Origin of the sequence: Cognatundibacterium rugosum, from assembly GCF_014284365.1 — a bacterium.
GTDB lineage: Bacteria > Pseudomonadota > Gammaproteobacteria > Burkholderiales > Burkholderiaceae_D > Undibacterium > Undibacterium rugosum.
The window spans coordinates 23,725-47,490 of sequence record NZ_JACOGG010000008.1 but is presented as its reverse complement, the minus strand read 5'-3'; the positions used below and the strand labels follow the sequence as shown (position 1 = coordinate 47,490).

The following is a 23,766-nucleotide window of genomic DNA, read 5'->3' as shown; positions in this document are numbered from 1 at the left end:
TCAGGAGACTAACGCAGCAGGAGCAAGACGACCATCTCACTTCTGCCGCAATGATCAGCGACAGCAGCGAGTGTCACCCATCAATGATTAAGCAAAACTGGATTCGAGGAATCCATTCTTCTTGACGATACGATCGAGATCCGTCAGTGTGGACAGCAACTCTTTCATGCGGTTCAGCGGTACGGCATTCGGACCATCACACAAAGCCTTGGCCGGATCAGGATGGGTCTCCATGAACAGACCAGCCACACCAACCGCGACTGCGGCGCGTGCCAGCACAGGTACGAACTGGCGCTCGCCACCCGAGGAAGTACCCTGCCCACCCGGCAATTGCACGGAATGGGTCGCATCAAACACGACCGGGCAATTAGTCTCACGCATGATTGCCAGTGAGCGCATATCGGAAACCAGATTACCGTAACCAAATGAAGCACCACGCTCACAAGCCATGAAATTATCTTCATTCAGACCTGCTGCACGCGCTGCGGCGCGTGCCTTGGCAATCACATTAACCATGTCATGCGGCGCTAGGAACTGGCCTTTTTTGATATTGACCGGCTTACCGGCACGGCCACAGGCCTCGATAAAGTCAGTCTGACGGGACAGGAAAGCCGGCGTCTGCAACACGTCAACCACTGCCGCAACCGGCTTGATCTCTTCAATGGAGTGGATATCCGTCAGTACCGGCACGCCGATTTCGCGTTTGACTTTGGCGAGTATTTCCAGCCCTTTTTCCATCCCCAGACCACGGAAAGAAGACCCGGAAGAACGGTTCGCCTTATCGAAGGAGGATTTGTAAATGAAAGGAATACCAAGTTCCTTGGTCATATCACGCAGGATGCCTGCAGTATCGAGCGCCATTTGTTCCGATTCGATTACGCAAGGACCCGCGATCAGAAAAAATGGCTGATCCAGACCGACATCATATCCACATAATTTCATGCTTAATTCCTTATGCCTTTTTATGGGCTAACGCCGCTTTTGCAAATGCGATGAACAGCGGATGTCCATCACGTGGCGTGGATTTGAACTCAGGATGGTATTGCACGCCAATGTAGAAAGGATGTACATCACGTGGCAATTCCATGATCTCGCACAGATCTTCGGAGGAAGTGCGGGAAGACACCACCAGACCGGCAGCTTCTATGCGTTCCAGGTAATGATTGTTTGCTTCGTAGCGGTGACGGTGACGTTCAGTCACAACCGTGCCATAGATTTCTGCTGCCAGCGTATCCGGCTTGATGGCGCAAGTCTGCGCGCCCAGGCGCATAGTGCCGCCCAGATCAGAATTCTCATCACGTTTTTCGACTTTACCGTCGGCGTTTTGCCATTCATCGATCAGCGCAACCACTGGCTGTTCTGTTTCAGGATCGAATTCTGTGGAATTCGCCATTTTCAGGCCGGCCATATTACGTGCGTATTCAATCAGCGCCACTTGCATACCGAGGCAGATACCAAGGTAAGGCACTTTGTGCTCACGTGCAAAACGGGCAGCCAGGATTTTACCTTCCACACCGCGCTTACCAAATCCACCCGGTACCAGGATCGCGTCGTATTTCTCCAGCGATTTAGTGCCGTGCGCTTCTATTTCTTCTGAATCCACGTATTCGATATTCACGCGGCTTTCAGTATGGATACCGGCATGGCGCAACGCCTCGGTCAGGGATTTGTAGGATTCGGTCAGATCGACATATTTACCGACCATACCGATAGTGACTTCTGCCTTAGGATTTTCCAGAGCAAAAATCAGCTTGTCCCACATAGACAGATCGGCTGGCTTAGGATTGAGTCCCAGCGCGTCGCACACGATCTTATCCAGACCCTGATCATGCAGCATCTGAGGAATTTTATAGATGGTGTCTGCATCCCAAACCGAGATCACGCCTTCTTCAGGAATGTTCGCAAACAGGGAAATTTTAGCGCGTTCATCATCCGGAATACGACGATCAGCGCGGCACAGCAACGCATCCGGGAAAATACCGATTTCGCGCAGCTTTTGTACGCTGTGCTGGGTAGGCTTGGTTTTCAGTTCGCCAGCCGCTGCAACATAAGGTACCAGCGTCAGATGCACGAAAGCTGCCGCATTGCGGCCTGCACGCAGACTGAGCTGACGTGCTGCTTCGAGGAAGGGCAGAGACTCGATATCACCGACAGTACCACCGATTTCAACCAGCGCCACATCGGCACCAGCCGCACCACGGTGGATGAATTCCTGAATTTCATTGGTGATGTGCGGAATAACCTGCACTGTCTTACCCAGATATTCGCCACGACGCTCTTTGCGAATGACGGATTCGTAGATCTGACCGGTGGTGAAGTTATTCACTTTTTTCATCTTGGAGCTGATGAAACGCTCATAGTGACCCAAATCCAGATCAGTCTCTGCACCGTCATCGGTAACAAACACTTCGCCATGCTGGAAAGGGCTCATGGTACCCGGATCCACATTGATATAGGGATCGAGTTTGAGCATAGTGACTTTGAGACCGCGGGATTCAAGAATAGCGGCGAGAGAGGCGGCAGCAATGCCTTTGCCTAGTGAGGAGACTACGCCCCCCGTAACGAATACGAACTTTGTCATTGCAGAAGGTGCCCGATGGCACAAGCGGGAAATTCGAATTATACATCACTCTTGTTCAAGGTGACGAGTCCCGCATACATCCTGCCACTTTTTTATTCACCCATCCCAGGATACGCTACTGATGCAAGCCCGGTCTGGCTCCCGGCAATTAAGCCCCAAAACGCAGCCAGCGCTGAATAACAACGCTGACTATTCAGATCTATGTTTAAACCTTAATTAAGTTTCTGCTTACGCTTTTGTTCAACCTGCTTTTCAGCTCACTTTACAGCTCACTTCACAGCATAACTAAATTGCAACTTCACAAAATTCTGCGCGCCGTAAGCATTGGAAATCTCTTCTATCTCATTGGCACGACGCACCAGCGAAACCAGTAAGCCAGAACCGTTTTTTTGCCAGCGATAACCCAGCTCCAGCTCTCCACCCCAACGCTTAACATGCAGCGCATTCGCCTGATGGGCAAAGTAGCCACCCTGCACGGTCGCATTGTAAGCCGTGTACTTAGGCTCGATACGTGCAAAGCCATAGCTGGCATCCTGCGCTGGCAGCAAATTCAACTGCCCGACCCGCCACTCCAACTGAGCTGACACGTCCGTCATGATATTGCCAAAGCGCCCCTTCACAGCCGGTGTCAGATCCATGCCTGACCACGGCAGCATACGGCCCGGTGCGTAAGCCGCATGCAGCATCAGCCCGAATTCATTCTTCAACTGAGTACTCCAGCCTTGCGGTTGAGGCTGTTTAATCACATGATGCAGTTGCTCCTGCGTCCATTTACCCCCGGCACAAGGCCCCAGACAACCGATATCCAAGCCATAACTGATACTGCGACCCGTAGCATAGGCACTGGTCTTGAAAAAGCCGCCATACAGCCAACCCGCATAAGGATGATCCGGTACAGGAATTTGCTCAGGCTTGAGTTTGATATCAGAAGCGGTATACAAATCCTGTCCAAGTCGCCAGCCATACTCAGTCTGAAGCAACTGATCTGCCACAGCAAACGACTGCTGAAAATGAATGCCACTGGTATAAAAGCGGTCATCGCGGTTCAGCAACAGGCTGTCATTTTCTATATTCAGCTGCAGTTGCTGCTTACCATTACGTACTACCTGCTGCATTTCCTGCCAGTCTGGCGCATCCGCCAGCACTTGCGCCTGCACCGCCAGCGGTGCCAAGGCCGCCAGCGCCAATGCGGTCAGCTGTTTAATATGGCTCTGTGTTTTATTCAGCCCGCGTTGTTCGTTTTGCTTAGCTTTACTCATAGACCTCTTTCTTCACTGTGCATCGCATTCAACATCGCCAGTACCGCCGCCGCGGTTTGTGCCGGCGCCTCCATAGGAATCAGATGCCCACCCTGTATCAGTTGATAATGCTTACCCATTAATTGGCGGGTATAGTAATCCCCAGCCTGACGGCATTCAAACGATTCATTTCCACCCACAAAACCTACAGGGACTTGCGGGCGCTTGCGCAACAGCTTGCCCAAAGTATGCGGCAGCGTGCGATAAATCGCGGTTTCAATGTTGCGGTCAAAACTCAGCGTCACGCCTTGTTCGCATGGCATGGTACCGGCGCGCACATAATCCCGCAACACCTCAGTCGGCCAGATCGCAAAAATCTCTTTGGCGGCATAATGCTGATACGCAGCCTCCTGATCAGGCCACAGATGGCGCCGGTTTTCGGACGCTGCTGCCGGAGAAAACTTCTTATCGATGCCCAGCCATTTACTGACTCTCAAGAGTATTGCCCGCCAGCCCGCCACCACAGGCGAATCGATCACCACCACCGCCTTGACCAGATCTGGCCGCTGCTGCGCAGTCATCATCGACAACAAGCCACCCAGTGAATGCCCGACCAAAATCACGGGCTGCCGGTAACGGCTTTCCAGGGTATCGATGAGTTCCTGCACAAGATGCGGCCAACCGTCAGTGACCGGGTAATTCGCCTGATGGCCGATTTTCTCCGTCACCTGCACTTCATACTCCTGCCGCAAGTGATCGAGAAAGACACGATAAGTCCCGGACGGGAAGCCATTACCATGTACGAAATGAATCAGTGTTTGCATGTCCCCTGCCTTTATCTTCCTGTTTGTGCGCGTCCCTGCGGCTGGCTGTACTTATGTTTTGAGCCTGTTTTTGAGCCTATTGTCCATACCAGTAACGCGCATGTTGTTTTCTGTATTCGGAAATATGCAATGATGCTTCAAAATCAAGCTCAATAGCACCTGCCTCATCAGTTCTTAGATGGTTTATTCCAAATGCCTGGTAACGCTCCAATACGAGCGGCTTGGGATGGTGGTAGCGATTCAGATAGCCGGACTGAATTACGATCAGCTCAGGATGCACCGCCTGCAGAAATGCATCCGTAGATGAAGTGCCGCTGCCGTGATGCGGTGCCAGCAAAACCGTTGCGGGCAATTTCTCTGGCAGCATATGCAACATCTCATCTTCCTGTATCGCTTCGGCGTCACCTGGCAATAACATCGATAATCGGGGCGTTGAGATTTTCAGGGTACAGCTGCGTGCGTTGGGCTTCCATTTATCGCTTGCATAGCTGGCCGCAGTCGGCTGCAGCATCTCAAATGTGACACCATCCCATTGCCAGGATTGGCCCGCAACGCAGACGCTATGCGGACTTGCAGACTGGCGCAGCACATGCTGACCGGGCAAAGAACTGATTACCCCATCTACCGTCATTTGCGCGAGTATGCTGACAGCACCACCGGAGTGATCGCTATCCTGATGTGAAATCAGCATACGATCCAGTTTGCGTATACCCTGAGCCCGTAAAAAAGGCAAAATCACGCGGCTGCCGGCATCGCTGTCCGGGCCGTAAGCCGGACCCGTGTCATACAACAGCGTATGCTGCCGGGTCTGTATCAGCACTGCAGTGCCCTGCCCTACATCCAGCACCGTAGCGCGAAAAGCCGCTTCAGATACCGGCGACTGCACCGGCAACAACACAGGAATGATGCAAACCAGCCCCATCCAGCGCATAGGCAAGGCACGCGGACCCAATAGCCATAACATCCCAGCTGTCGCCAGTAAGAATAAGGGCAATGCTGGTTGCGGCGCAGTCCAGATCACCCAATCCGGCGCGCTGAGCCAGGTCAGCAACTCCGCCATCAGAGCAATACCCGCGTGGGCCAGATGCAGCAGCCAGCCACAAAAAGGCGCAGGCAGAAACACAGCCAACAAGACCAGCGGGGTAATCAGAAAACTGACCAGCGGAATCGCAAACGCATTGGCGAGCGGACTAATCAGCGAAATCTGCGCAAACAGCAGCATCGTTAACGGCAGCAAACCCAATGTGATGCCATATTGGGTGCGCAGCGCGGCATGCCAGTTGCGGTGCAAACGCGCCCGCCAGCTACTGCCTGCATCGAGGCTGCCAGCGACCTCATCTCTGGCCACATACAGAATCACGGCAACCGCCACAAACGACAACCAAAATCCCGGCCACATCAATGCCCAGGGATCAATCACCAACACCACGCACAGCGCCAGTGCGAGTACCGATGAAAACTGATTAAAACGCCCGGTCCAGATCGCTACCGCCACCGTGAGCAGCATGTACATCGTTCTTTGCGCAGGCACACCAAATCCCGCCAATGCCACATACAGCACAGCAACCACCGCAGCCGTTACCGCCATCACTTTTTGCACGGGCAGCCTTAATGGCAAAGGCCGCGCATGAAATATAAAGAATGAACGCCGCCACAATGCGCCCATCAAGAGCGCAAAAAATCCCGCCAGCATGGTGATGTGCAGACCAGAAATACTGATCAGATGCCCGATACCGGAACGCTGAAAAATAGTCCATTCCACCTGGCGGATTTCACGCTGATCACCGATCACCAGCGCCACCACGACTGCCGCATAAGGCTTGCCAGGCAAGGCAGCATGAATACGTTCGCGCAACCAGCCGCGACAACGGTCTATCGCATACAGCACACCGGGCACAAAGTCCTGTAGCGGTTGAATTGCCGCTGACTGTGCGGTTTGCACGCTGCCAGTGGCACGCACGCCCTGCTCCAGCATCCATAATTCCGCGTCAAAACCGCCAGGATTCTGATTGCCATGCGGACGCTTCAAATGTACCGGCAAGCGCCAGCGCTGACCTGCTTGCAGAAGTGGTGCCTCACCTGCTCTGGCTGGCCAGAATAAACTGATACGGGATGGAAGCTGCTGCAGACCCGGCAGCGGAACTTGCGCTGCGCCGGTTTGCGCAGGTTGAAACTCGCTCAGCATTTCTACGTCGAGTTGAAAGCTACTGCCATTCACATTCACACCTGGCAAGCTGGCGATCACCCCAGTCACCAGTAAATCGCGCCCTTCCAGCGTCGCAGGTAAAGCAGTTTGCAAAGCTAGCTCTGCGCGCCAGTCAGCCCAGGCTATGCCGATCAGCGCAGCGGCCAGCAATGCAGCCGCTCTGCGCACATAAGGCAAATGCAGTTTGAACACACACAGCAATAAGCCACCCACAACAAAAACAACAGCGATCAGTGTCCTTATTGTCAGCAGACTGGCTTGCTGTTGCAGCCATAAGATACCCAGCGTCAGTGCGATAGCAACGCTGCGCATGACGCCACCACCTCAATTGAGTAAGAGGCGCGGCAACACCTCGCGCGCATTGTGTGAACTGGCCGCTGCGATGTCGGCGACATCCATGGCGCGCAACGCCGCCAGCACGGAGCCTATCGCCGGTATCTGATCGGGCCGGTTATAGCCGTCCCTGATCCAGCTAGGTGGTATATCAGGTGCATCGGTTTCCAGCACCAGCGCATCGAGTGGCAATTCCGCTGCGAGCCTTCGGATTTGCAAAGCACGGGGAAAGGTCATTGCGCCGCCAAAACCCAGCTTACACCCGAGATCCAGAAAATGCCCGGCTTGCTGCACACTGCCATTGAAGGCATGCGCGATCCCGCCCCGCACCCGGATGCGCCGCAATTGCTTAAGCACCTTGTCCTGCGAACGCCTGACATGCAGCAAGACCGGCAAATCAAAGTCCCTGGCGATTTTTAACTGCTCGGTATAAAAAAATTCCTGCTTTTCCAGCAAAGGACTTTGGGTCAGCGCAGGCACAAAATAATCCAGCCCTATCTCACCCACCGCAACCAGTTGATGCGCGTGTTCACTGCTGAGCACCTGCTCTATACGCTGACGCAATATCTGCAAATGACCTTCATCCGACGTCGGCACATACATGGGATGGATGCCCAGCGCATAGACGCAGGCCTCATGCTGCTGCGCCAGTTGCTGCACCTGATTGAACAAGTTCAGATGCACCGCTGGCACCACAATCTGACTCACCCCTGCCGCCACCGCCTGCTGCGCGAGCTGTAGCGAAGTCCCGCCAAACTCACTCGCATCGAGATGACAATGCGTATCTATCCACATACCTGTTCACTTTACAAATTGGCTACTCATGCACCGATTATGCTGGAATTCTGCGCACTGCGCCAAGCGGAAGTTAGCTTGTCGGAGGCTCACCTCACCGGATTCGCACATGCTTGCCGCAAACCATAAAAAATACAGGCTGCGGCACCTGCTGCGATCAGATGTTTCAGGCTGTGGCCGCTGACGCAAGCACTCAGGCTCAGGATGGTGTGATCCGCCATTTCAGCCAGTTTGGACAATAGATAACAAGCGATGGCGGCGTTAAACCAGCGACGAATCCGGTGATCGGCTTGCCAGATACCTTGCCAGACGATGACCAGCAGCACTGTCCAGAGCTGCAGCAACAGATAGGGACGTAAGTCTGCGCTGTGACGCCACCAAAGCACGCTGGCAACCGCCAGTGTCAGGCCCAGCATTAACTCAAGTAAGGCGCGATGCGGTGTCATACCCGGCTTCGCATCGGCACGTACGCCGCAGATCAGGCAGGCAGATGCAAGAGCAATCGCCATCCTGTCCCAAAACAAACGTGCATCATCCGGCGCCAGATGATAGTAAGCCGATACAACTGCAGTCAGGAACACAATCAGACACAATAAGCTAAACGCAGGCAGCGCCGCCGCTGAACGTGCGTAACGCCGCCGCACAAACAGCTGATCACCGGCCAGTGCAGCGACCAGAGCGAAACCCAGATTACTCAATACATCCGCAGCATGCGGTATTCCCAGCCAGACACGCTGATCGGCAAATTCATGATAATGGGGCAGTTGCAAGACCGGCCCATGCCATAACATCGCAACCACACTCAACAATACGATCGCTGCTGGCAGCCACTTGATTGACTTGATTGATATAAGCATCGTTTTCTTCCTTATCGACAGAACTGACTCACCGGCTACCCACAGGCAGCTTGCTAGTGACATTATTTGAACAAAAAACCAGCGCAGAGCTTGCCAAAGCGAAGCAAATAATGAAACTATGCAGAAAAAAGTTAGCTTTCATCGTAAGAAAAGTAGCTGAAACCGCTACCCAGATACGACTTCATCGAAATTAACAGGCCCGTTCAACGGGCATGCAGAACACAAAAGAGGCAAGGCAAACCATGAATGAAATCCGGCAAATCATGCGCACCATCAAAAGCCAGCTCAAGCTGCAGGGCAAAACCTATCGCGATGTGGCGGAAGCGCTGGCGTTGTCGGAAGCCAGTGTGAAGCGCATATTGCGCGAAGAAAATGCGGCAAATCTGAGTCTGGAACGCATACTGCAAATCGCACATTTTCTGGGTTTGACCTTGATGGAACTGACGCAGGAAGCCAATCATCAGGGCAACCGTCTGCCCACGCTAAATCAGAATCAGGAAAAAGAACTGGTCGCCGATAAACGCCTGTTGCTGGTCGCGGTCTGCGCCATCAATCACTGGAGTATGGACGAGATCATGCAGGTTTATCGCTACACCGAGCCGGAATGCCTGCATTACCTGCTCAAGCTCGATAAGCTGGGGCTGATCACACTCTTACCCGGCAACCGCATACGACTGAATATCACCCGCGATTTCGAATGGCTGCCCGCTGGCCCGATACGCCAGTATTTTCAGCAGTCTGGCTTACATGATTTTCTGGATTCTCACTTCCACGACGACGAGCAAACGCTGAGCTTCAGCCATGGCATGCTGACCGAAGCCGCCATCAGCAAGCTACATAGCGAGTTGCGCCAGCTCAAGCGCAAATTCGCCGACCTGCATCAGGAAAGTCTGGCCGCCCCGCTCAAAAAACGGCGAGGCGTTGGCCTGCTGCTGGCTAGTCGTGAATGGGAACCTGCGGAATTTACCGGTTTCAGACGACTGCCGGGCAAGGCAAAATGAGCCGCTTACATCGCTGGGCCAAGCTGACCAGTGGAAAGCCATGCCATGAATAGTCAGGCAACTTATTAATAGAAATGCTACATTTATGGTCGGCAATTACCTTTTGCTGTTTTGCTTAGGTTTCGTCACACTCACCACTCTGGAAAGTTCAGCATGAAAAAAGTAGCGCTCGTTGTCTCCATCTCCTATCAGGAAGAATCCAAAACGGCATTTTTACAAGCACTCAGTGAACATCAGCAGCGCTGTCTGCAAACCGAAGCAGGCACACTGCAATTTGAATTACTGCAGCCCGATGAACTCAGCAATACCGTCATGATTTTTGAGTTATACGCCAACCAGGAAGCCTATCAGGCGCACGATCAGGGCAGCAGCCTCGCGCGTTTCAAAGAACAAGCCGGTGCATGGATTACTGCAGTCTCAGTGCAGCAGTGTTTGGTGATGTAATTCAACACTACCCAGTCGGCGCTGCCTGTGCAGGCGGGCGTCGACAAACCGGTAACCTAGCCCCTTGGAAAAAGTGCACCAAGAATACGATGCAAACCATACATCAATGCCCACTGCCGGACTTGGCTTTATCAGCTAAATATCGTCAGTCTGGCGCCTATGCAGACTGCTATTACATCGATGTAGCACAGGAAATTACGCTCAGCGATTACGTGTATGCCTTTTACACCACACCGCTGTTTAGGATAGAACGCTTCCTGCTGAAATGGCTGGCCAAACGCCCCTCAACTGACCACGATGCGAAACAACTGGCGCTGCATCAAACCCGTCAATTTGCGATCTGGGATGTCGAAGAGCGCAATGCCAGGCAAATCCTGCTGCGCGATGCCGCCGGACGCACGCGCTCCTGGCTGATGGTGGAAGCACTGCATACGCCGCAAACCCATACAACCCGGCTTTACTTTGGCAGCGTGGTTGTCCCCAAATCACGCGCAGCGGATGGCGGCACATCGTTTGGATTTGTTTTCCACCTGCTATCCGGTTTTCATCACATGTACAGCAAAGCTTTACTGCGCGCGGCGCAGACCAGATTAAGCCGTTTGCGAAAAGACGTTGAAGCCTAGTCAGCATTCGCCAGCTTTGGGCCGGATTTTTGACAATATAGCTGTCTAAACGCTTTGACAGGCAACAGCCGCAACAGCGCTATCTGACGCAAGATTGATTGACTAGGACTTACGCAAAACCGCCCCAGCGGCGTTATGGCTCCTTGTCGTACAGCTCGTACTGCCTTCGTCGCCAAGCCTTGCCGGGACAATTTTGCGTAAGTCCTGTTGATTTAATAAAATATCAAAATGAACACAGCTATGTTAAAGTTTAAGCATTAATTGACAGCAACATCCACCCGCAACATGCATACCCAACAACTGCTTGCCGCCCCTGATTCTGTCCGTAACAACGCGGCTGTCTTGTTTGGCGCAACGGCGAGCTGCGGCCTTAGCAACGCTATTGTATTTGCCGTCACATCGGGATATTTCTGGCTGAACAACACCCCTGGCGTACCAGCCACAGCATCGGATGTCAGCACACTCGCTTTCACACTCACACTGATCGGCGCCCACCTGTTAAGCCTGATAGGTCCGTTAGCTGGCGGCGGCTGGTTAGCCAAACTCAGTGCATCAGGGCTGACGCGTAACACCCTGCTGGCCAGCCTGTTCGCAGCTGGTTTATGCGTCTGGTTGCAACGCCTGCCCCATGATCTGCCTGTCCCGCTATGGTCTTCCATCGCTACCCTGGTCTTGCCGCTGTTTGCCTTACCTCTCGGTGTCTGGCTTTACAAACGCGATCATTGAGATTTGTCAGGTAATACCCAGCATCCGGCATCCGGGTTCGCCATATTTCGCACCCTATCCAGGACATATCATGCAAACCCTGCTGACACTATTCTTCGCCGCTGCAAGTGCTGTCTCTGCCGCAGAAAGCCCGCCTGTGTGCCAACTCTCATCGTTGACGCCACCCGCAATCGTCTTGAACGAAGCAGTCGAAGGCCCCTACCTCTCCACCGCAGACAGCAAGGCTTTCCGCAGCATATCGCTGCGTGAACCCGTAGGCACCACCGACCAGTTTCTGTACGCCGCACTGATCGATCGTAATGCGCAGCAAGCCTGGATCTACCAATACGGCGGTTTTTCCGGCACCTACAAGTGGTTCGGCCCGTACAAGGTTAATGCCACCCACTTTGAAAACTGCCCGCCAGCCAAAGCCTATTTGCCATTGAATGTGGTGGTGCAAAAGCAGGGTGAATTAGAGATGCTGCCGGTTACGGATTTGTTGAGATAATGCGAAAATGGGATTTCAGAGTGTATGGCTTAAGCCAGGATGACCGTCGACACGAAATTTCCAGGAAATTTGCTTACGCTTGCAAATAATGACAAATACAACTTATTGTCTGCAGCTACAGTGAAAGACGAATGCGCATAAGCTTACTCAATGAGCACACTCAACCACCTAAAACGACTACTCCGCCTCGGAAGCGTAAGGACAAAGCCAGTCCCTACCCTGACTGCTGCGATTGAGCATCCACTACTTGGCTCGCTTCAAGTAAGCGACAGATTCCCAACTTCACTTACTGGCCGCATAGCTTACCGCGCGGGCGATATCCACATTGGGATTGATCCTGACGGCAGCAATATAGCAAATGCACTTGCTTTGGCGTGTAAAGCAGTTGAATCGTTGCCAGAACTAGACTTAAAGTTCAGAAATCTGATAGCCGAAAAATTCTTGGATAGTTACAACGCAGAATGGCGTTTTTGGGAAACAATAAATTCAGATGGAAGCAAAGCTCAGTTTGAGAAGCCAGAACTGACAAAGGCTGAGTTTTGCGCGCAGTTAAGACTTAATTCACTCGATGCTACTGGCCCATCCAGTCTCTCCGTCTGGTACGACGATAACGACATATTTTGGGGTCATCATCTCGGCATCGTTACTTTTGATGGCATCACATTGAACGATATTCATATTACGATGTGACGAAGAAACATGTATCGTCACGCCTAGAACCAGTTAATGTAGCTAAGCGACAAATGAAAAATCACTTGGGCAATCAAAAATGTTTGGAATTTTCAAGAAGAAGCAAGCGGCTATACAGCCAGCAACTCAGGAAGTTAGCATTCCAGCTGAGATCATTAGCTTTTTAAATGCAAAGAATGAGTTCAACTCGGAAGAACTTCAGATTAACATCCTTGACGCAAAAACGAGCGCCCAAAAGTCGCATGATGTGCGGAGTGTCAATAGCGGAAAGCATCTTGGACTTGTCGTCCTGAATGATATAGGTGACTCGAATCCATATTGCTACATCACGGAGGGTATCGCTACGGGAATGGTAGTGCATTTTAATCACGACCCCGAGCCAAAGATAGAATTCGCATCTCTTAATGCGTTTGAAGAATTTTTACGTAAATTACATGTCAGTCACACGAAATTAGGAGAGTTAGAAATCGAAGATCCTGTGCACCCAAACCAGGCTGCACTCTCTGCAGTACTGTCCGAACTGGCGCGAGCTACAGAATTCGACGACAGTGAATTTCTCATCTGCCTCTACTTGCCGCTTCTGCGTGGTGAGCACGAACAAGTTCTCCAAAACCTGGCAGAGCACCCTAGCTTCTTCGTCCGCGAAGCCGTTGCAGATGCAATTGGCTCCGCGCATTTAACCGATTCAACAAACCTTATTCTCAGCTTAATTAAAGACCCACATCCGCAAGTACAAAATGCGGCGCTGCGAGTTTCGAAGTTATTCAATCGCAGCAGCTTTGATGTGACTGGAAATTGATTATCACATTGATATTTTCATGTTAAAGTCGATCTCCATTTTTAAAATAATTCAGCCATATCAAATATGCACCTACTCTACCCGTGTGATCCCTTCAACAAAAAGAAACCTGACGAGGCATACGAGGAAGAGTTCTGCGCAGCTCAACACAACGGCTTTACTTGCTTTCTGTTTTCTTTTGAAGACTTCGAGTGTGGCGAATTTAGACCCCATCCCGCAAAGGTTTTTGAAGGAGATATCCTTTATCGCGGCTGGATGTTAACTCCGGAACGCTACGCTCAATTGCAAGAATCAATTGAGTTGATGGGAGCAACTGTTGTCGTAACCGCTGAGAACTACCGACGCTGTCATTATCTTCCTGAGTGGTACGACCAATGCAAGGATCTGACACCAACAACAATCACCCTGGCGAAAAACGATGATTTTTCATTGGCACTATCCACAACGGGTTGGAATGCATACTTCGTTAAGGATTTCGTCAAATCGCTCACCACTTCGCGCGGGTCAGTCGCCAAGAATGCTGCGGAAGTACACGAAGTAGTAACCTTGATTGAACGCTATCGCGGCAAGTTAGAAGGTGGCGTATGTATCCGAGAGTTCGAAGACCTTTTGCATGAAACTGAAGAACGCTACTTTGTCCTACGGGGCAAAGTGCTGGCTCGGAATGGCATCATTCCCGATATCGTACAAGACATCGCACGCCGTATTGAGAGTCCTTTCTTCTCGGTTGACATTGTATTTAACACAGAAGGCAAGCCCAGACTCATCGAACTAGGCGACGGTCAGGTTTCAGACCGAAAGCAGTGGCCTGCGAACACTTTCATCGAGGCGCTCAATAGCGCAGTCTGAACAAGCCGTTACCTAAAAGTGTATTTCAAGTGTCTTTTGACAGACTACTTTTCACACAAGACAATCAGGCATTAGCGTTGATTGCGAATCATTGCTTGTGGCCAGGTTTTGTGCTCATGCCAGCCCCCCAAGGCGAAATCCGTTTTCTTCGTCGAAACAAGTTAGCGAACCATCGTCTGGCCGTACGAAAAATATCCCACTTTTCAATTATCAAATGCCGCTCTATACAAAATTAACGCCGACTCAAGCAAACGATCAAGTAACTATTGAGCGGATAAAGGTGCTCGCGAAAAAGCAAAATTTCATTTTCGATCAAATTCTGAGTAGTATCGTTCCAGGTATAACAACGGCAGACCTTGCGGACATAGCGCGTGTAGCAGCGAAAGAAATCGGAGTTGAATTTTCATTTCGCAAGACGTTTTCGTTTCCAGAAGATATTTCCATTTGCCGTAACCACGAAATAATGAATGGGATACCAAAACATAATACGCGTATTGAAGCAGGTGATTTGGTCAAGATATCACTCGGAACGAATGACGCTATGAGTGCATTTTGCAGTCAGAACTGGACCATGCTTGTAGGAGAAGAAAAATCATCTCCAGCAAAAATCCATCTAATGTCATCGACATTGAAATGCCTGGAAAATGCAATTCAGATGTGCACTCCAAATGCGAAGATCTCAAGTATCGTGACGGCATTGCATGAAGTCGCTCTAGCAGAAAAAATTGTTTTATCTAAAAATTTTGTTGGTCACCTGATAGGCCGGGAACCCATCATATTTCCACAATTTGTTTTACCAAAGGGACTTATAGGCGAAGATCATACCCTTTCGACAGGAACGATGTTTTCTTTGCTAGCACTGGGACATGCAGCACAACCGCATGAAAAATTAGCTGCTGATAACTGGACTGTGATTGACAAAGAGCGGCTTCCGTCAGCGGTCTTTAGTCATATTGTACTGATTGGTGATAATGGCCCTGAGCTACTCACTTCTACATATAAATGAGTAGTCGACATAGCATTCGAGGACGAAGCTACAAGTATTTTATTTCTAAGTGCTCTGAAACCCACGTAAAAACTACATGAAACGCACAGTCATCATCTGCCACTTCATCACGCTGCTTATCTGCGTATTGACCTATCTGAAAACCACAGCCATCTGGTCTGCCGTAGCCATCGAATGGCTGCTACCTGGTGGACAAGTAAATACGAGTGCGCTCTTGTTAGCAATCGTCTACAACTTAGCCATGTTGTGCACCATCGTTTTTCCTCTTTCCTCGTCGGGCCGGGATCAACTTGTTTTTGGCGCAGGTTTTGGCGTATGCCTGGGTCTGGTCTTGCTGAGTGCGGTCGGAATGAAACCCGGCATTCTTCAGTGTGTTGCATCATTCGCTTTGGCTAGTTACGAACGAGAATTGGGTAACAGAAACAGGTCTGCTCAAAGCAGCGGAAATGCTGCCTGAGCTATCGAGCAACATACACACTGGTGAAAAATCTGTTTTTTTAATGCCACCTGTTTTCTCATGCGAACAGAGCACCATGTGACGCTCTCAACCACCAGCACCACACAAAAGTGGTGCTGGCAAAACTGGCGAAGCTGCAAAAAAAAAACACCCGATCTTAACTCACAGCCTGCGCCGTTTTCTTGCCGCGCAGGCGGCCCAGCAGGTGTTCGAAGTCGTCGATGTAGGTGAACACGGCGGGGACCACCAGCAGACTCAGTAAGGTCGAGGTGATCAGGCCGCCGATCACGGCAATCGCCATTGGCGAGCGGAAGCTGGGGTCGGCGCCCCAGCCAAGAGCCAGCGGCATCATGCCGGCTCCCATGGCGATGGTGGTCATGATGATAGGACGGCTGCGTTTATGGCAGGCGTCGACCAATGCATCAAAACGACTCATGCCTTCTGCGCGTGCCAGCACCGCATAATCGACCAGCAGAATCGAGTTCTTGGTCACGATCCCCATCAACATAATCAGGCCTATCATGGACGGCATGGATAAAGCCTGACCAGTCACCAGCAAGGCGACGAAGGCACCGCCTATACTCAGCGGCAGTGCGGCCAAAATCGTTACCGGCTGCAGGAAGTCTTTGAACAGCAAGACCAGCACGCCATAGATACACAGGATACCGATCAGCATCGCGATACCAAAGCTGGCGAACAGCGCCTGCATTTCCTGTGCGTCGCCCAGTTCTGCGATACTGACTGCGGCAGGCAGATTTTTCATGCTGGGCAGTGCGCGTGCTTCTTCATTGACTTCACCCAGTTGGCGGCTACCCAATTCCACATCCAGCGTGACATTGCGGCTGCGGTTCAGGCGATCGATCTGGGCCGGGCCGGATTCCATCGTGACTTTCGCGACGGTCGCCAACATCACCGGACCATTTTTACCCGGCACTGTCAGGCGCTCGATATCGGCCAGGCTAGCGCGGAAATGATCAGGCAGCTTGATACGAATCGGCACCTGACGTTGCGCCAGATTCAGCTTAGGCAGCATGGTGTCGTAATCCCCTGCAGTCGCCACGCGCACCGTTTCACCGATGCTGGCCGCGGTCACGCCCAGCTCGGCGGCACGCGCCATATCGGGTCTGACGATGATTTCCGGACGTACCAGTGAAGCACTGGAACTCACATTGCCTACGCCTTTCAGGGTCCGCAATTCACGCTCTACGCTTCTGGCCGCTTCCACCAAGGCGACCGGGTCTTCACTCTTCAGCACTAACTGCATTTTGACGCCGGAATCGGGTGGGCCGACGGTGAATTTAGCACCTGGCAGTGACGCCAGTTTTTCACGTATCGCGCCATCGATATCGGCCATGCTGGCCTTTCTGTTGTCACGATGGGTGGTGGTAATCGTCAACACCGCACGGCGTGCTTCAGCCGCTGCGCCTGGCGCAAACGCATCACCGCTGGAGCCGCCACCGATAGAGCTGAAGATACTCAGCACATTGCGGTCTTCTTTGATCAGCACACGTGCCTGCTCCGCCAATGCACGGGTCTCGGCCAGCGTGCTGCCGGGTGGCAGTTCGATGTTGACCTGGGTCTGGGCACGATCAGAGGCGGGTACAAAGCCGGTAGGCAGCAAACCGACCAGCGTAATTGAGCCTACAAAGAATGCCGCTGCCGCCAACATTGTGAGCAGACGATGGCGCAGACACCATTGCATAGTGCGCATGTAGCGTTGCATGATCCAGCCATCTGCAGATTCACCATGCCCATGTGCATGTCCCTTTGCATCAGAGGCAGGCTTTAACAGATAGGCCGCCATCATCGGTGTGAGCAAACGCGCCACCACCAGCGATGCCAGAATCGCGATCACCGCCGTCCAGCCAAACTGCTTGAAGAATAGCCCTGGTACTCCGCCCATAAAGGCGGTCGGCAAAAACACAGCCACCAGCGCAAAGGTCGTGGCGATCACCGCCATCCCGATTTCATCAGCTGCTTCCATCGCAGCCTGCATCGGGGATTTACCCATTTGCAGATGGCGTGCGATGTTTTCGATTTCCACGATCGCATCATCAACCAGCACACCCACCACCAGCGCGAGTGACAGCAGGGTCACGGTATTGAGGGTGTAGCCGAAATACTTCAGCCCCAGAAAAGTCGGGATTACCGACAAAGGCAAAGCAGCTGCTGCGACTATGGTCGCGCGCCAGTCACGCAGGAACCACCAGACCACCAGCACCGCCAGCAAAGCGCCTTCGTACAGCAAATGCATAGAGCCATCAAAGTTTTCTTCTACCGGCTGTGCGTTATCTATCGCCTCAAAAAAATGCAGCTTGGGATAATGTACTTTGAGTTCTTCTATCGCCTGTTTGCTGGCCAGTGCCACATCAACTTCGCTCGCACCCTTGGTACGGAACACTTCAAAGCCCACCACCACTTTGCCATCCAGCGTGGCGACTGAGCGCGGCTCGGCGATAGTATCGCTGACCTTCGCAACCTGCTCCAGCCGTATGTGGCGGCCATCCGGCAACGGTACATCCAGCTGTGCCAGTTCTGCAGCCGTTTTGACAGTGGCGATGGTACGTATCGATTGCTCTGCACCACTCACGTCACCACGGCCACCGGGTGCTTCCTGCTGTACCAGTTTGATACGGCGCGAGACATCGACGGCGGACACATTCAACGCCGCCATCTGATCGGCATTCAGCTCGACCCGCACTTCACGGTTAACGCCGCCTACCCGTTTGACGGCACCGACGCCGGGAATATTACGCAAGCGTTTCGCCACGGTGTTATCCACGAACCAGCTCAGATCCTGAATATCCATGCGGCTTTCCGGGCCATCCTTGCTGTCAGCCGCGTCTGCCTTGGCTTCCACGGTATAGGTGCTCACCACCCGCCCCGCCGTTGAGGCTTTGGTCACCACTGGGTCGCGCATTTCGCTGGGTAAATCCGCCCTGACTGTGGCGACGGCATCGCGCACTTCATTGACAGCATCCGAGATTTGTTTTTCTAGGATGAATTCCACCGTCACCGACACATCGCCATCCAGCACCTTGGTGTAGACGTTTTTTACGCCCTGTACGGAAGACACTGCATCTTCGATTTTACGTGCGACTTCGGTTTCAAGCTGAGCCGGTGCTGCGCCCTGCAAGGTCGCGCTGACAGTCACGATGGGTAATTCGATATCCGGAAAATCCTGCACGATGGTCGCCTTGAACGATAGCAGGCCAGCCAGCGTCAGCAAGATAAACAGCATGATCGCCGGTATCGGGTTTTTAATTGATAGCGCTGAAAAGTTCACAATCGCCCCTTATTTTTGTGTGCTGGCGGTGGTGGCAGCAACGGCCGCAGCGGCCGGCTTGTCCGCTGCAGGATTAACCACCTTAACCAGATCGCCGTCATTGAGGAAACCGGCGCCGCTGACCACCACGGTCTGACCGGCTTGCAAACCGGACAGCACCTCCACCACTTCACCTTGCGGCTGAGTGACCCGGCGTCCGGTCTGCAGCTTCACTTGCGTGACTTTGCCATCTTTATTCAAACGGAAGACATAACTAAAGCCATCCCTGACTACGATGGCCTGCTGCGGTATCGTCAATCCGGCAGAATGACCGAGCAGGAATTCGCCCTTGGCATACATGCCGGGCTTGAACACGCCCGCTGCCTTCGCTTCCTTAGGCGGCTGCAAGTCGACATAGACCAGGCCGTTGCGGGTTTGCGCATCCAGTACCGGAGCCACCATACGCACCTTGCCCTTCCATTGCGCGCCGCCGGGTGCGGTCACGATGGCTTCGCCGCCATTGCTGATCCGTGCCATTTCTGCTGCCGTCAGTTCGGCACGCCATTCCAGCCGCCCTTGCCGTATCATGCGGAACAGTTCCGCGCCACTCTGCACGACCGCACCAAACGTCGCAGTACGGGCACTGATCACACCGGCATCGGGTGCCAGCACGCGGGTATGTTTCATCCTGAGCTGTTGCGCCGCCAGCGCTGCTTTAGTTGCATCCAGTCTGGCTTTGGCGGTCGCTTCGGCACTCAGGTACTGACCGATTTGCTGGGCACTCAGTGCACCTGTGTTTTGCAAATTGCGTGCGCGTTCGGCATTGGCCTGTGCCTCAGCCAGATTGGCTGCTGCTTCTGCCACGCTGGCCTGGGCTGCTGCCAGATCGGTCTGTACCGTTTCGCTGACAAAGCTGGCCAATAGCTGACCGCGCTGAACCACGTCACCAATATTGACGTGCAACTCCTGTATGCGTAAGCCATTTGCTTCTGAGCCGATGATGGCCTCCTGCCAGGCCTGCACATTGCCATTGGCCGCCAGCCGCAGCGGTATGTCTGCAATAGTAGGCTGCGTAGTCGTGACGGTCAGCGCAGGTTTGAGTTTGCTATTCGCTGCTGCGCTGCTATTGGCCTGCGCCGATGCACTGCTGTCAGCCGCCATAGACAGGCTGTAGCTGCCCAATGCGGCCAGTAAGACCAGGACGGAAGAAGTCGCCCAAAACGAGGAACGAAGCACAGTGTGTAAAGAAAAATGCTGTGAAATTTGAGTAAACATAGTCATCTGCTTTCTTAGCAAGCGGGATTATTGTGAATTCTGTGCGGAGGTAGCTGCCGTAGCAGACGTAGGCGCTGCAGGAGCCGCGGCAGCAGCGGCAGGCATGACTGCCTGCGTGCTCCAGCCGCCACCGGCAGCGCGGTACAGCGCGATCCAGGCACGGCGACGTTCCGATTGCAGCGTGCTTTCATTGAGCTCGGCCGCAAACGCGCTACGGCGTGCGTCTTCCAGATCAAACAGACTGGCCATACCTTGCTGATAGCGGCTCGCAGTTTGAGCTGCATGCGCTGCATAGGAACGTGCGGCCAGTGCGGCATCCTGTTGTCTGGCTTCGGCACTGCGCAAATTCACCAGTGCTTCTTCCACCTCACGCACTGCCTGCCGCACTTTAGCCTGGTAATTGCTGGCACTGGCCAGATAACGCGCTTCGGCCGCATCGACATTGGCTGCCAGACGGCCACCGTTAAACAAGGGCAGAGTCAGGTTGACAGGACCCAGCGACCAGCTTGGACCAGTCAGGTCTGTGGCACCGCTGTCGATTCTGGTGCGACCAACAAAACCGGTCAGACTCAGACGTGGATAACGCTGTGCCTGCGCTGCTGAAATTTGCGCATACGCTGCAGTCATCTCCTGTTCCGCTGCATACACATCGGGCCGCTGATTCAACACGCTGGCTGGCAGACTGCTGATGCCGACCGGTTGCCAGGCTGGCTGGGGTGCCGCTTGCTGTATCAGCGCTGCGACTTCGGTTTCAGGCAAGCCAGTCAGTGCCACCAGCGCCTTACGCTCGACATCGCAGGCGGCCTGCTGTTGCAGCGTACGGTTATTTCCCTCGGCCGCCGCGGCTTGAGCCAGTACAAATTGGTTTTGCGAAGCCACACCGGCTTTCGCACTAAGCGCTGTTACCCGTACAGTTTCCTGCCTGGATTCACTGTCTTTGCGGGTCAATGCCAGTGTCAGCTGACACTGGCGCGCATTCACGTACTGCGTGGCGGTTTCCGCAGCCACTGAGATTCTGGCGTCATGCCACAACGCACGACTCGCATCCAGGCTGGCCTGACTGGCATCACGACTTGCCCGGCCAGCACCAAACACATCTATTTCCCAGGAAGTTTGTAAACCGGCTTGTCCCTGATTAGCAACTGGCATACCAGGCTGACTGCGGCCACGACTGGCATTGACAGTTGCATCCAGCGTCGGCAACAAGGCGGCACCACTGCTCACACGCGCTGCACGGGCAGTTTCTATGTTAGCCCAGGCTTGGGCAATGCCGGGGCTCACGGTTTGTGCTGCTGAAATCAGTTGTAGCAAGGCGGGATCACCCTGCGCCTGCCACCATTGCTGCAAGCTGGCGGCCTGCGTAGTTGGTGGCAAAGCCTGCAGCAGAGATTGCTGAGTCTGCACAGGCGTGGCCACCAGCTGTTCGGCCGGAGCGCGCACTGTGCTGCTGCAAGCGCTAGTCAGCAACAGGATAGGAATCAGACTGCATTTCATATTCATGTTCAAGATTTCTCCATCTCAGTTCCAAATCAATACTTACTTCATGCCCTGGCCTGTATCACATCTTCAGACAGCGTCAGACAGCAAAGCAGTCAGGCTGTCTGGCGACGACGCAGCTCGTCTTCACACATCGCCAGCGCAAAATCGATAATCCGCTGCACATACTGATCGATCGCAGCCTGGCTGTTAATCAGGTCTGGCTGTACCGCTTCAATCACATCAAAATTCACGAACAAGGACAAGGCCAGTCCGGATACGGAAAATGCCAGCCTTTGCACATCGGCATCTGGCTCTTGTAAGCCCAGATAACGGCTGATGCATTGCGCCAACCCCGCATGTGCCGGTTTGATCACCGTTTCAATTTCATCCTGCCACAGTCCGGTAGGCTCCAGCATTTCGCGGCAATACAGCTTCATGAATAAAGCGGCTTTCTCACCCTGCCTGAGCGCATCGGTGAAGGCGTGTACCAACGCTGTCATGGAGGCGCGTAGATCATCGCCTTCAAATACTTCCTGTTTAATTTCCGGGTTGTAGCGTGGATCGCGGAATACCGCGCGGTACAAACCCATTTTGTCGCCAAAGTAATAACTGATCGCAGAAATGTTCACCTCTGCCGTACGCGCAATTTCACGCGTGGAGGCTTTGGCAAATCCGTGATTCGCAAACAGCAGCAAACCGGCGTCTAACAAACGCAGGCGCGCTTCTGCACCATCTGCCCTGACTCCGCGCTCCGACTTTTGCGCGCTGCTGGCAGAGTGAATGTTCTGTTGTTCTGGCTGAGACTGAGCGTCTTGAGATTTCATGGCTGGAACAATACCTAACTACAAAAGATACATTAAAAGAAAACGGGATACTAACACACAAATCAAACGTTTGATTGAACTAGGGCCTGTTAACATTTAAATTGCGAGATGCGTTCAAGCCAAAACGTGGGCTGGCAAGGCGTGTGTCGCCGTCAGGGCTGGTGCCCCTGACAAGACACGCAACGCAGTCCAGCGCGCGTTTTGGCTTGAACCCAAAGGGAAAGGGGTAAAACAGCCGCATGGCGTTGTTGCATCCCGCTAACAGTGATCACACTGCTGCGCGGGCTGCGCCTAGCCCTGCAACCGTTTTTCCCCTTTCGCACACGTAATTTGAATGCTAACAGGCCCTAGGAAGGCAGTAGGGTTATTATTTGTCATCTGCTCCATCGCAAACAAAAAAGCCAGCAGATCAACAAAGATCGACTGGCTTTCTACGTCGGTGCGCCCAGACAGTTTCGGGCGAATCGATTCAGATTAGGTATGCAAGGCCTGATCTGCGACTAATACACCATCAGCATCGGCATAGATCCACTGCCCCGGTGCGATGCGTACACCGGCTATCGTAACCGTGACTTCTGCTTCGCCGCCGCCTTTCTTCACACTACGCACCGGCATGGCAGCCAGCGCACGCACGCCAATCTGGCAGGCATTGATTTCTGCGGTATCTCTGACGCAGCCATGCACGATGATGCCAGCCCAGCCATTTTTTTCTGCCAACACGGCCAGATTGCCACCGACCAGCGCACAACGCAGACTGCCACCACCGTCTATCACCAGCACCCGTCCCTGTCCTGCTGTTTCCAAGGTACTGCGCACCATGCCATTATCCTCAAACAAACGCAGTGTCGCAGCGGGACCGGCGAACTGGGTTTTGGCACCAAAAGACAGAAAAACAGGCGGCAATACACGCAGACTGCCCTGTGCCAGCAAGGACTCATGCGCGTCACACAGATCGCAGGTCAGTAAAAAAGCAGAAGTTTCAGGCATCGATATCCTCCAGGTAAGCA

The 23,766-nt window shown here is 53.1% G+C and carries 22 protein-coding genes; 10 read left to right on the top strand and 12 right to left on the bottom strand.

The annotated features are described in order from the left end of the window. Positions 1 to 87: 87 nt before the first annotated feature. The 7 genes from kdsA to H8K47_RS09105 all read right to left on the bottom strand — a co-directional run bounded on the left by kdsA (position 88) and on the right by H8K47_RS09105 (position 8,834). Complete coding sequence (gene kdsA / locus H8K47_RS09135) at positions 88 to 942, bottom strand: 3-deoxy-8-phosphooctulonate synthase (RefSeq protein WP_186881103.1); 855 nt, start codon at positions 940 to 942, stop codon at positions 88 to 90. 10 nt (positions 943 to 952) lie between these two features. Then, the gene (locus H8K47_RS09130) at positions 953 to 2,581 is read right to left on the bottom strand and encodes a CTP synthase (RefSeq protein WP_186881102.1); all 1,629 of its coding nucleotides are present in this window, start codon (positions 2,579 to 2,581) and stop codon (positions 953 to 955) included. Positions 2,582 to 2,850: 269 nt separating this feature from the next. After that, on the bottom strand, positions 2,851 to 3,840 hold the full coding sequence (locus H8K47_RS09125; protein WP_186881101.1) for a lipid A deacylase LpxR family protein: 990 nt from the start codon (positions 3,838 to 3,840) through the stop codon (positions 2,851 to 2,853). Then, complete coding sequence (locus tag H8K47_RS09120) at positions 3,837 to 4,643, bottom strand: alpha/beta hydrolase (protein ID WP_186881100.1); 807 nt, start codon at positions 4,641 to 4,643, stop codon at positions 3,837 to 3,839. Before H8K47_RS09120 ends, H8K47_RS09125 begins: the two co-directional genes overlap by 4 nt. A 76-nt stretch (positions 4,644 to 4,719) precedes the next feature. After that, positions 4,720 to 7,161 carry a DNA internalization-related competence protein ComEC/Rec2 gene (locus tag H8K47_RS09115; protein WP_186881099.1) on the bottom strand — a complete coding sequence of 814 codons (2,442 nt, stop codon included), beginning with the start codon at positions 7,159 to 7,161 and terminating at the stop codon, positions 4,720 to 4,722. Positions 7,162 to 7,173: 12 nt separating this feature from the next. After that, positions 7,174 to 7,977, bottom strand: coding sequence for a TatD family hydrolase (locus tag H8K47_RS09110; protein WP_186881098.1), 804 nt, complete (start codon positions 7,975 to 7,977; stop codon positions 7,174 to 7,176). A gap of 89 nt (positions 7,978 to 8,066) precedes the next feature. Further along, entirely contained in the window at positions 8,067 to 8,834 is a 768-nt protein-coding gene (locus tag H8K47_RS09105) for a hypothetical protein (RefSeq protein ID WP_186881097.1), read from the bottom strand. A gap of 242 nt (positions 8,835 to 9,076) precedes the next feature. Between H8K47_RS09105 and H8K47_RS09100 the strand changes: the two genes are divergently transcribed. From H8K47_RS09100 to H8K47_RS09055, 10 genes are all read left to right on the top strand, one after another. Next, positions 9,077 to 9,835 (top strand): helix-turn-helix domain-containing protein, encoded by a 759-nt coding sequence (locus tag H8K47_RS09100; protein WP_186881210.1) that lies wholly within the window; start codon positions 9,077 to 9,079, stop codon positions 9,833 to 9,835. Positions 9,836 to 9,988: 153 nt separating this feature from the next. Then, positions 9,989 to 10,279, top strand: coding sequence for a putative quinol monooxygenase (locus tag H8K47_RS09095; protein ID WP_186881096.1), 291 nt, complete (start codon positions 9,989 to 9,991; stop codon positions 10,277 to 10,279). A gap of 89 nt (positions 10,280 to 10,368) precedes the next feature. Continuing rightward, positions 10,369 to 10,902 (top strand): hypothetical protein, encoded by a 534-nt coding sequence (locus H8K47_RS09090; protein WP_186881095.1) that lies wholly within the window; start codon positions 10,369 to 10,371, stop codon positions 10,900 to 10,902. 285 nt (positions 10,903 to 11,187) lie between these two features. After that, positions 11,188 to 11,628: a hypothetical protein gene (locus tag H8K47_RS09085; protein ID WP_186881094.1), complete on the top strand. Its 441-nt coding sequence runs from the start codon at positions 11,188 to 11,190 to the stop codon at positions 11,626 to 11,628. Positions 11,629 to 11,698: 70 nt separating this feature from the next. Continuing rightward, complete coding sequence (locus H8K47_RS09080; RefSeq protein WP_186881093.1) at positions 11,699 to 12,115, top strand: hypothetical protein; 417 nt, start codon at positions 11,699 to 11,701, stop codon at positions 12,113 to 12,115. 150 nt (positions 12,116 to 12,265) lie between these two features. Next, entirely contained in the window at positions 12,266 to 12,805 is a 540-nt protein-coding gene (locus tag H8K47_RS09075; RefSeq protein WP_186881092.1) for a DUF2262 domain-containing protein, read from the top strand. Between the two features lie 79 nt (positions 12,806 to 12,884). Further along, entirely contained in the window at positions 12,885 to 13,604 is a 720-nt protein-coding gene (locus H8K47_RS09070; RefSeq protein WP_186881091.1) for a HEAT repeat domain-containing protein, read from the top strand. Positions 13,605 to 13,670: 66 nt separating this feature from the next. Further along, the gene (locus H8K47_RS09065) at positions 13,671 to 14,453 is read left to right on the top strand and encodes an ATP-grasp domain-containing protein (RefSeq protein WP_186881090.1); all 783 of its coding nucleotides are present in this window, start codon (positions 13,671 to 13,673) and stop codon (positions 14,451 to 14,453) included. 214 nt (positions 14,454 to 14,667) lie between these two features. Then, positions 14,668 to 15,459, top strand: a complete 792-nt coding sequence (locus H8K47_RS09060) for a M24 family metallopeptidase (RefSeq protein ID WP_186881089.1) — start codon at positions 14,668 to 14,670, stop codon at positions 15,457 to 15,459. 76 nt (positions 15,460 to 15,535) lie between these two features. After that, the gene (locus H8K47_RS09055; protein WP_186881088.1) at positions 15,536 to 15,916 is read left to right on the top strand and encodes a hypothetical protein; all 381 of its coding nucleotides are present in this window, start codon (positions 15,536 to 15,538) and stop codon (positions 15,914 to 15,916) included. Positions 15,917 to 16,073: 157 nt separating this feature from the next. Here the strand turns inward: H8K47_RS09055 and H8K47_RS09050 are convergent, their stop codons facing one another. The 5 genes from H8K47_RS09050 to rraA form a co-directional block, all read right to left on the bottom strand. Continuing rightward, a complete protein-coding gene (locus H8K47_RS09050) occupies positions 16,074 to 19,202 on the bottom strand; it encodes an efflux RND transporter permease subunit (protein ID WP_186881087.1) in 3,129 nt (1,042 codons plus the stop codon). Positions 19,203 to 19,211: 9 nt separating this feature from the next. Next, positions 19,212 to 20,456: an efflux RND transporter periplasmic adaptor subunit gene (locus H8K47_RS09045; protein WP_230405170.1), complete on the bottom strand. Its 1,245-nt coding sequence runs from the start codon at positions 20,454 to 20,456 to the stop codon at positions 19,212 to 19,214. A gap of 27 nt (positions 20,457 to 20,483) precedes the next feature. Next, a complete protein-coding gene (locus H8K47_RS09040; RefSeq protein WP_230410176.1) occupies positions 20,484 to 21,956 on the bottom strand; it encodes an efflux transporter outer membrane subunit in 1,473 nt (490 codons plus the stop codon). A 92-nt stretch (positions 21,957 to 22,048) separates the two neighbouring features. Beyond that, positions 22,049 to 22,759: a CerR family C-terminal domain-containing protein gene (locus H8K47_RS09035; protein WP_186881086.1), complete on the bottom strand. Its 711-nt coding sequence runs from the start codon at positions 22,757 to 22,759 to the stop codon at positions 22,049 to 22,051. 474 nt (positions 22,760 to 23,233) lie between these two features. Then, a complete protein-coding gene (gene rraA / locus H8K47_RS09030) occupies positions 23,234 to 23,746 on the bottom strand; it encodes a ribonuclease E activity regulator RraA (protein ID WP_186881085.1) in 513 nt (170 codons plus the stop codon). Between the last annotated feature and the right edge of the window lie 20 nt (positions 23,747 to 23,766).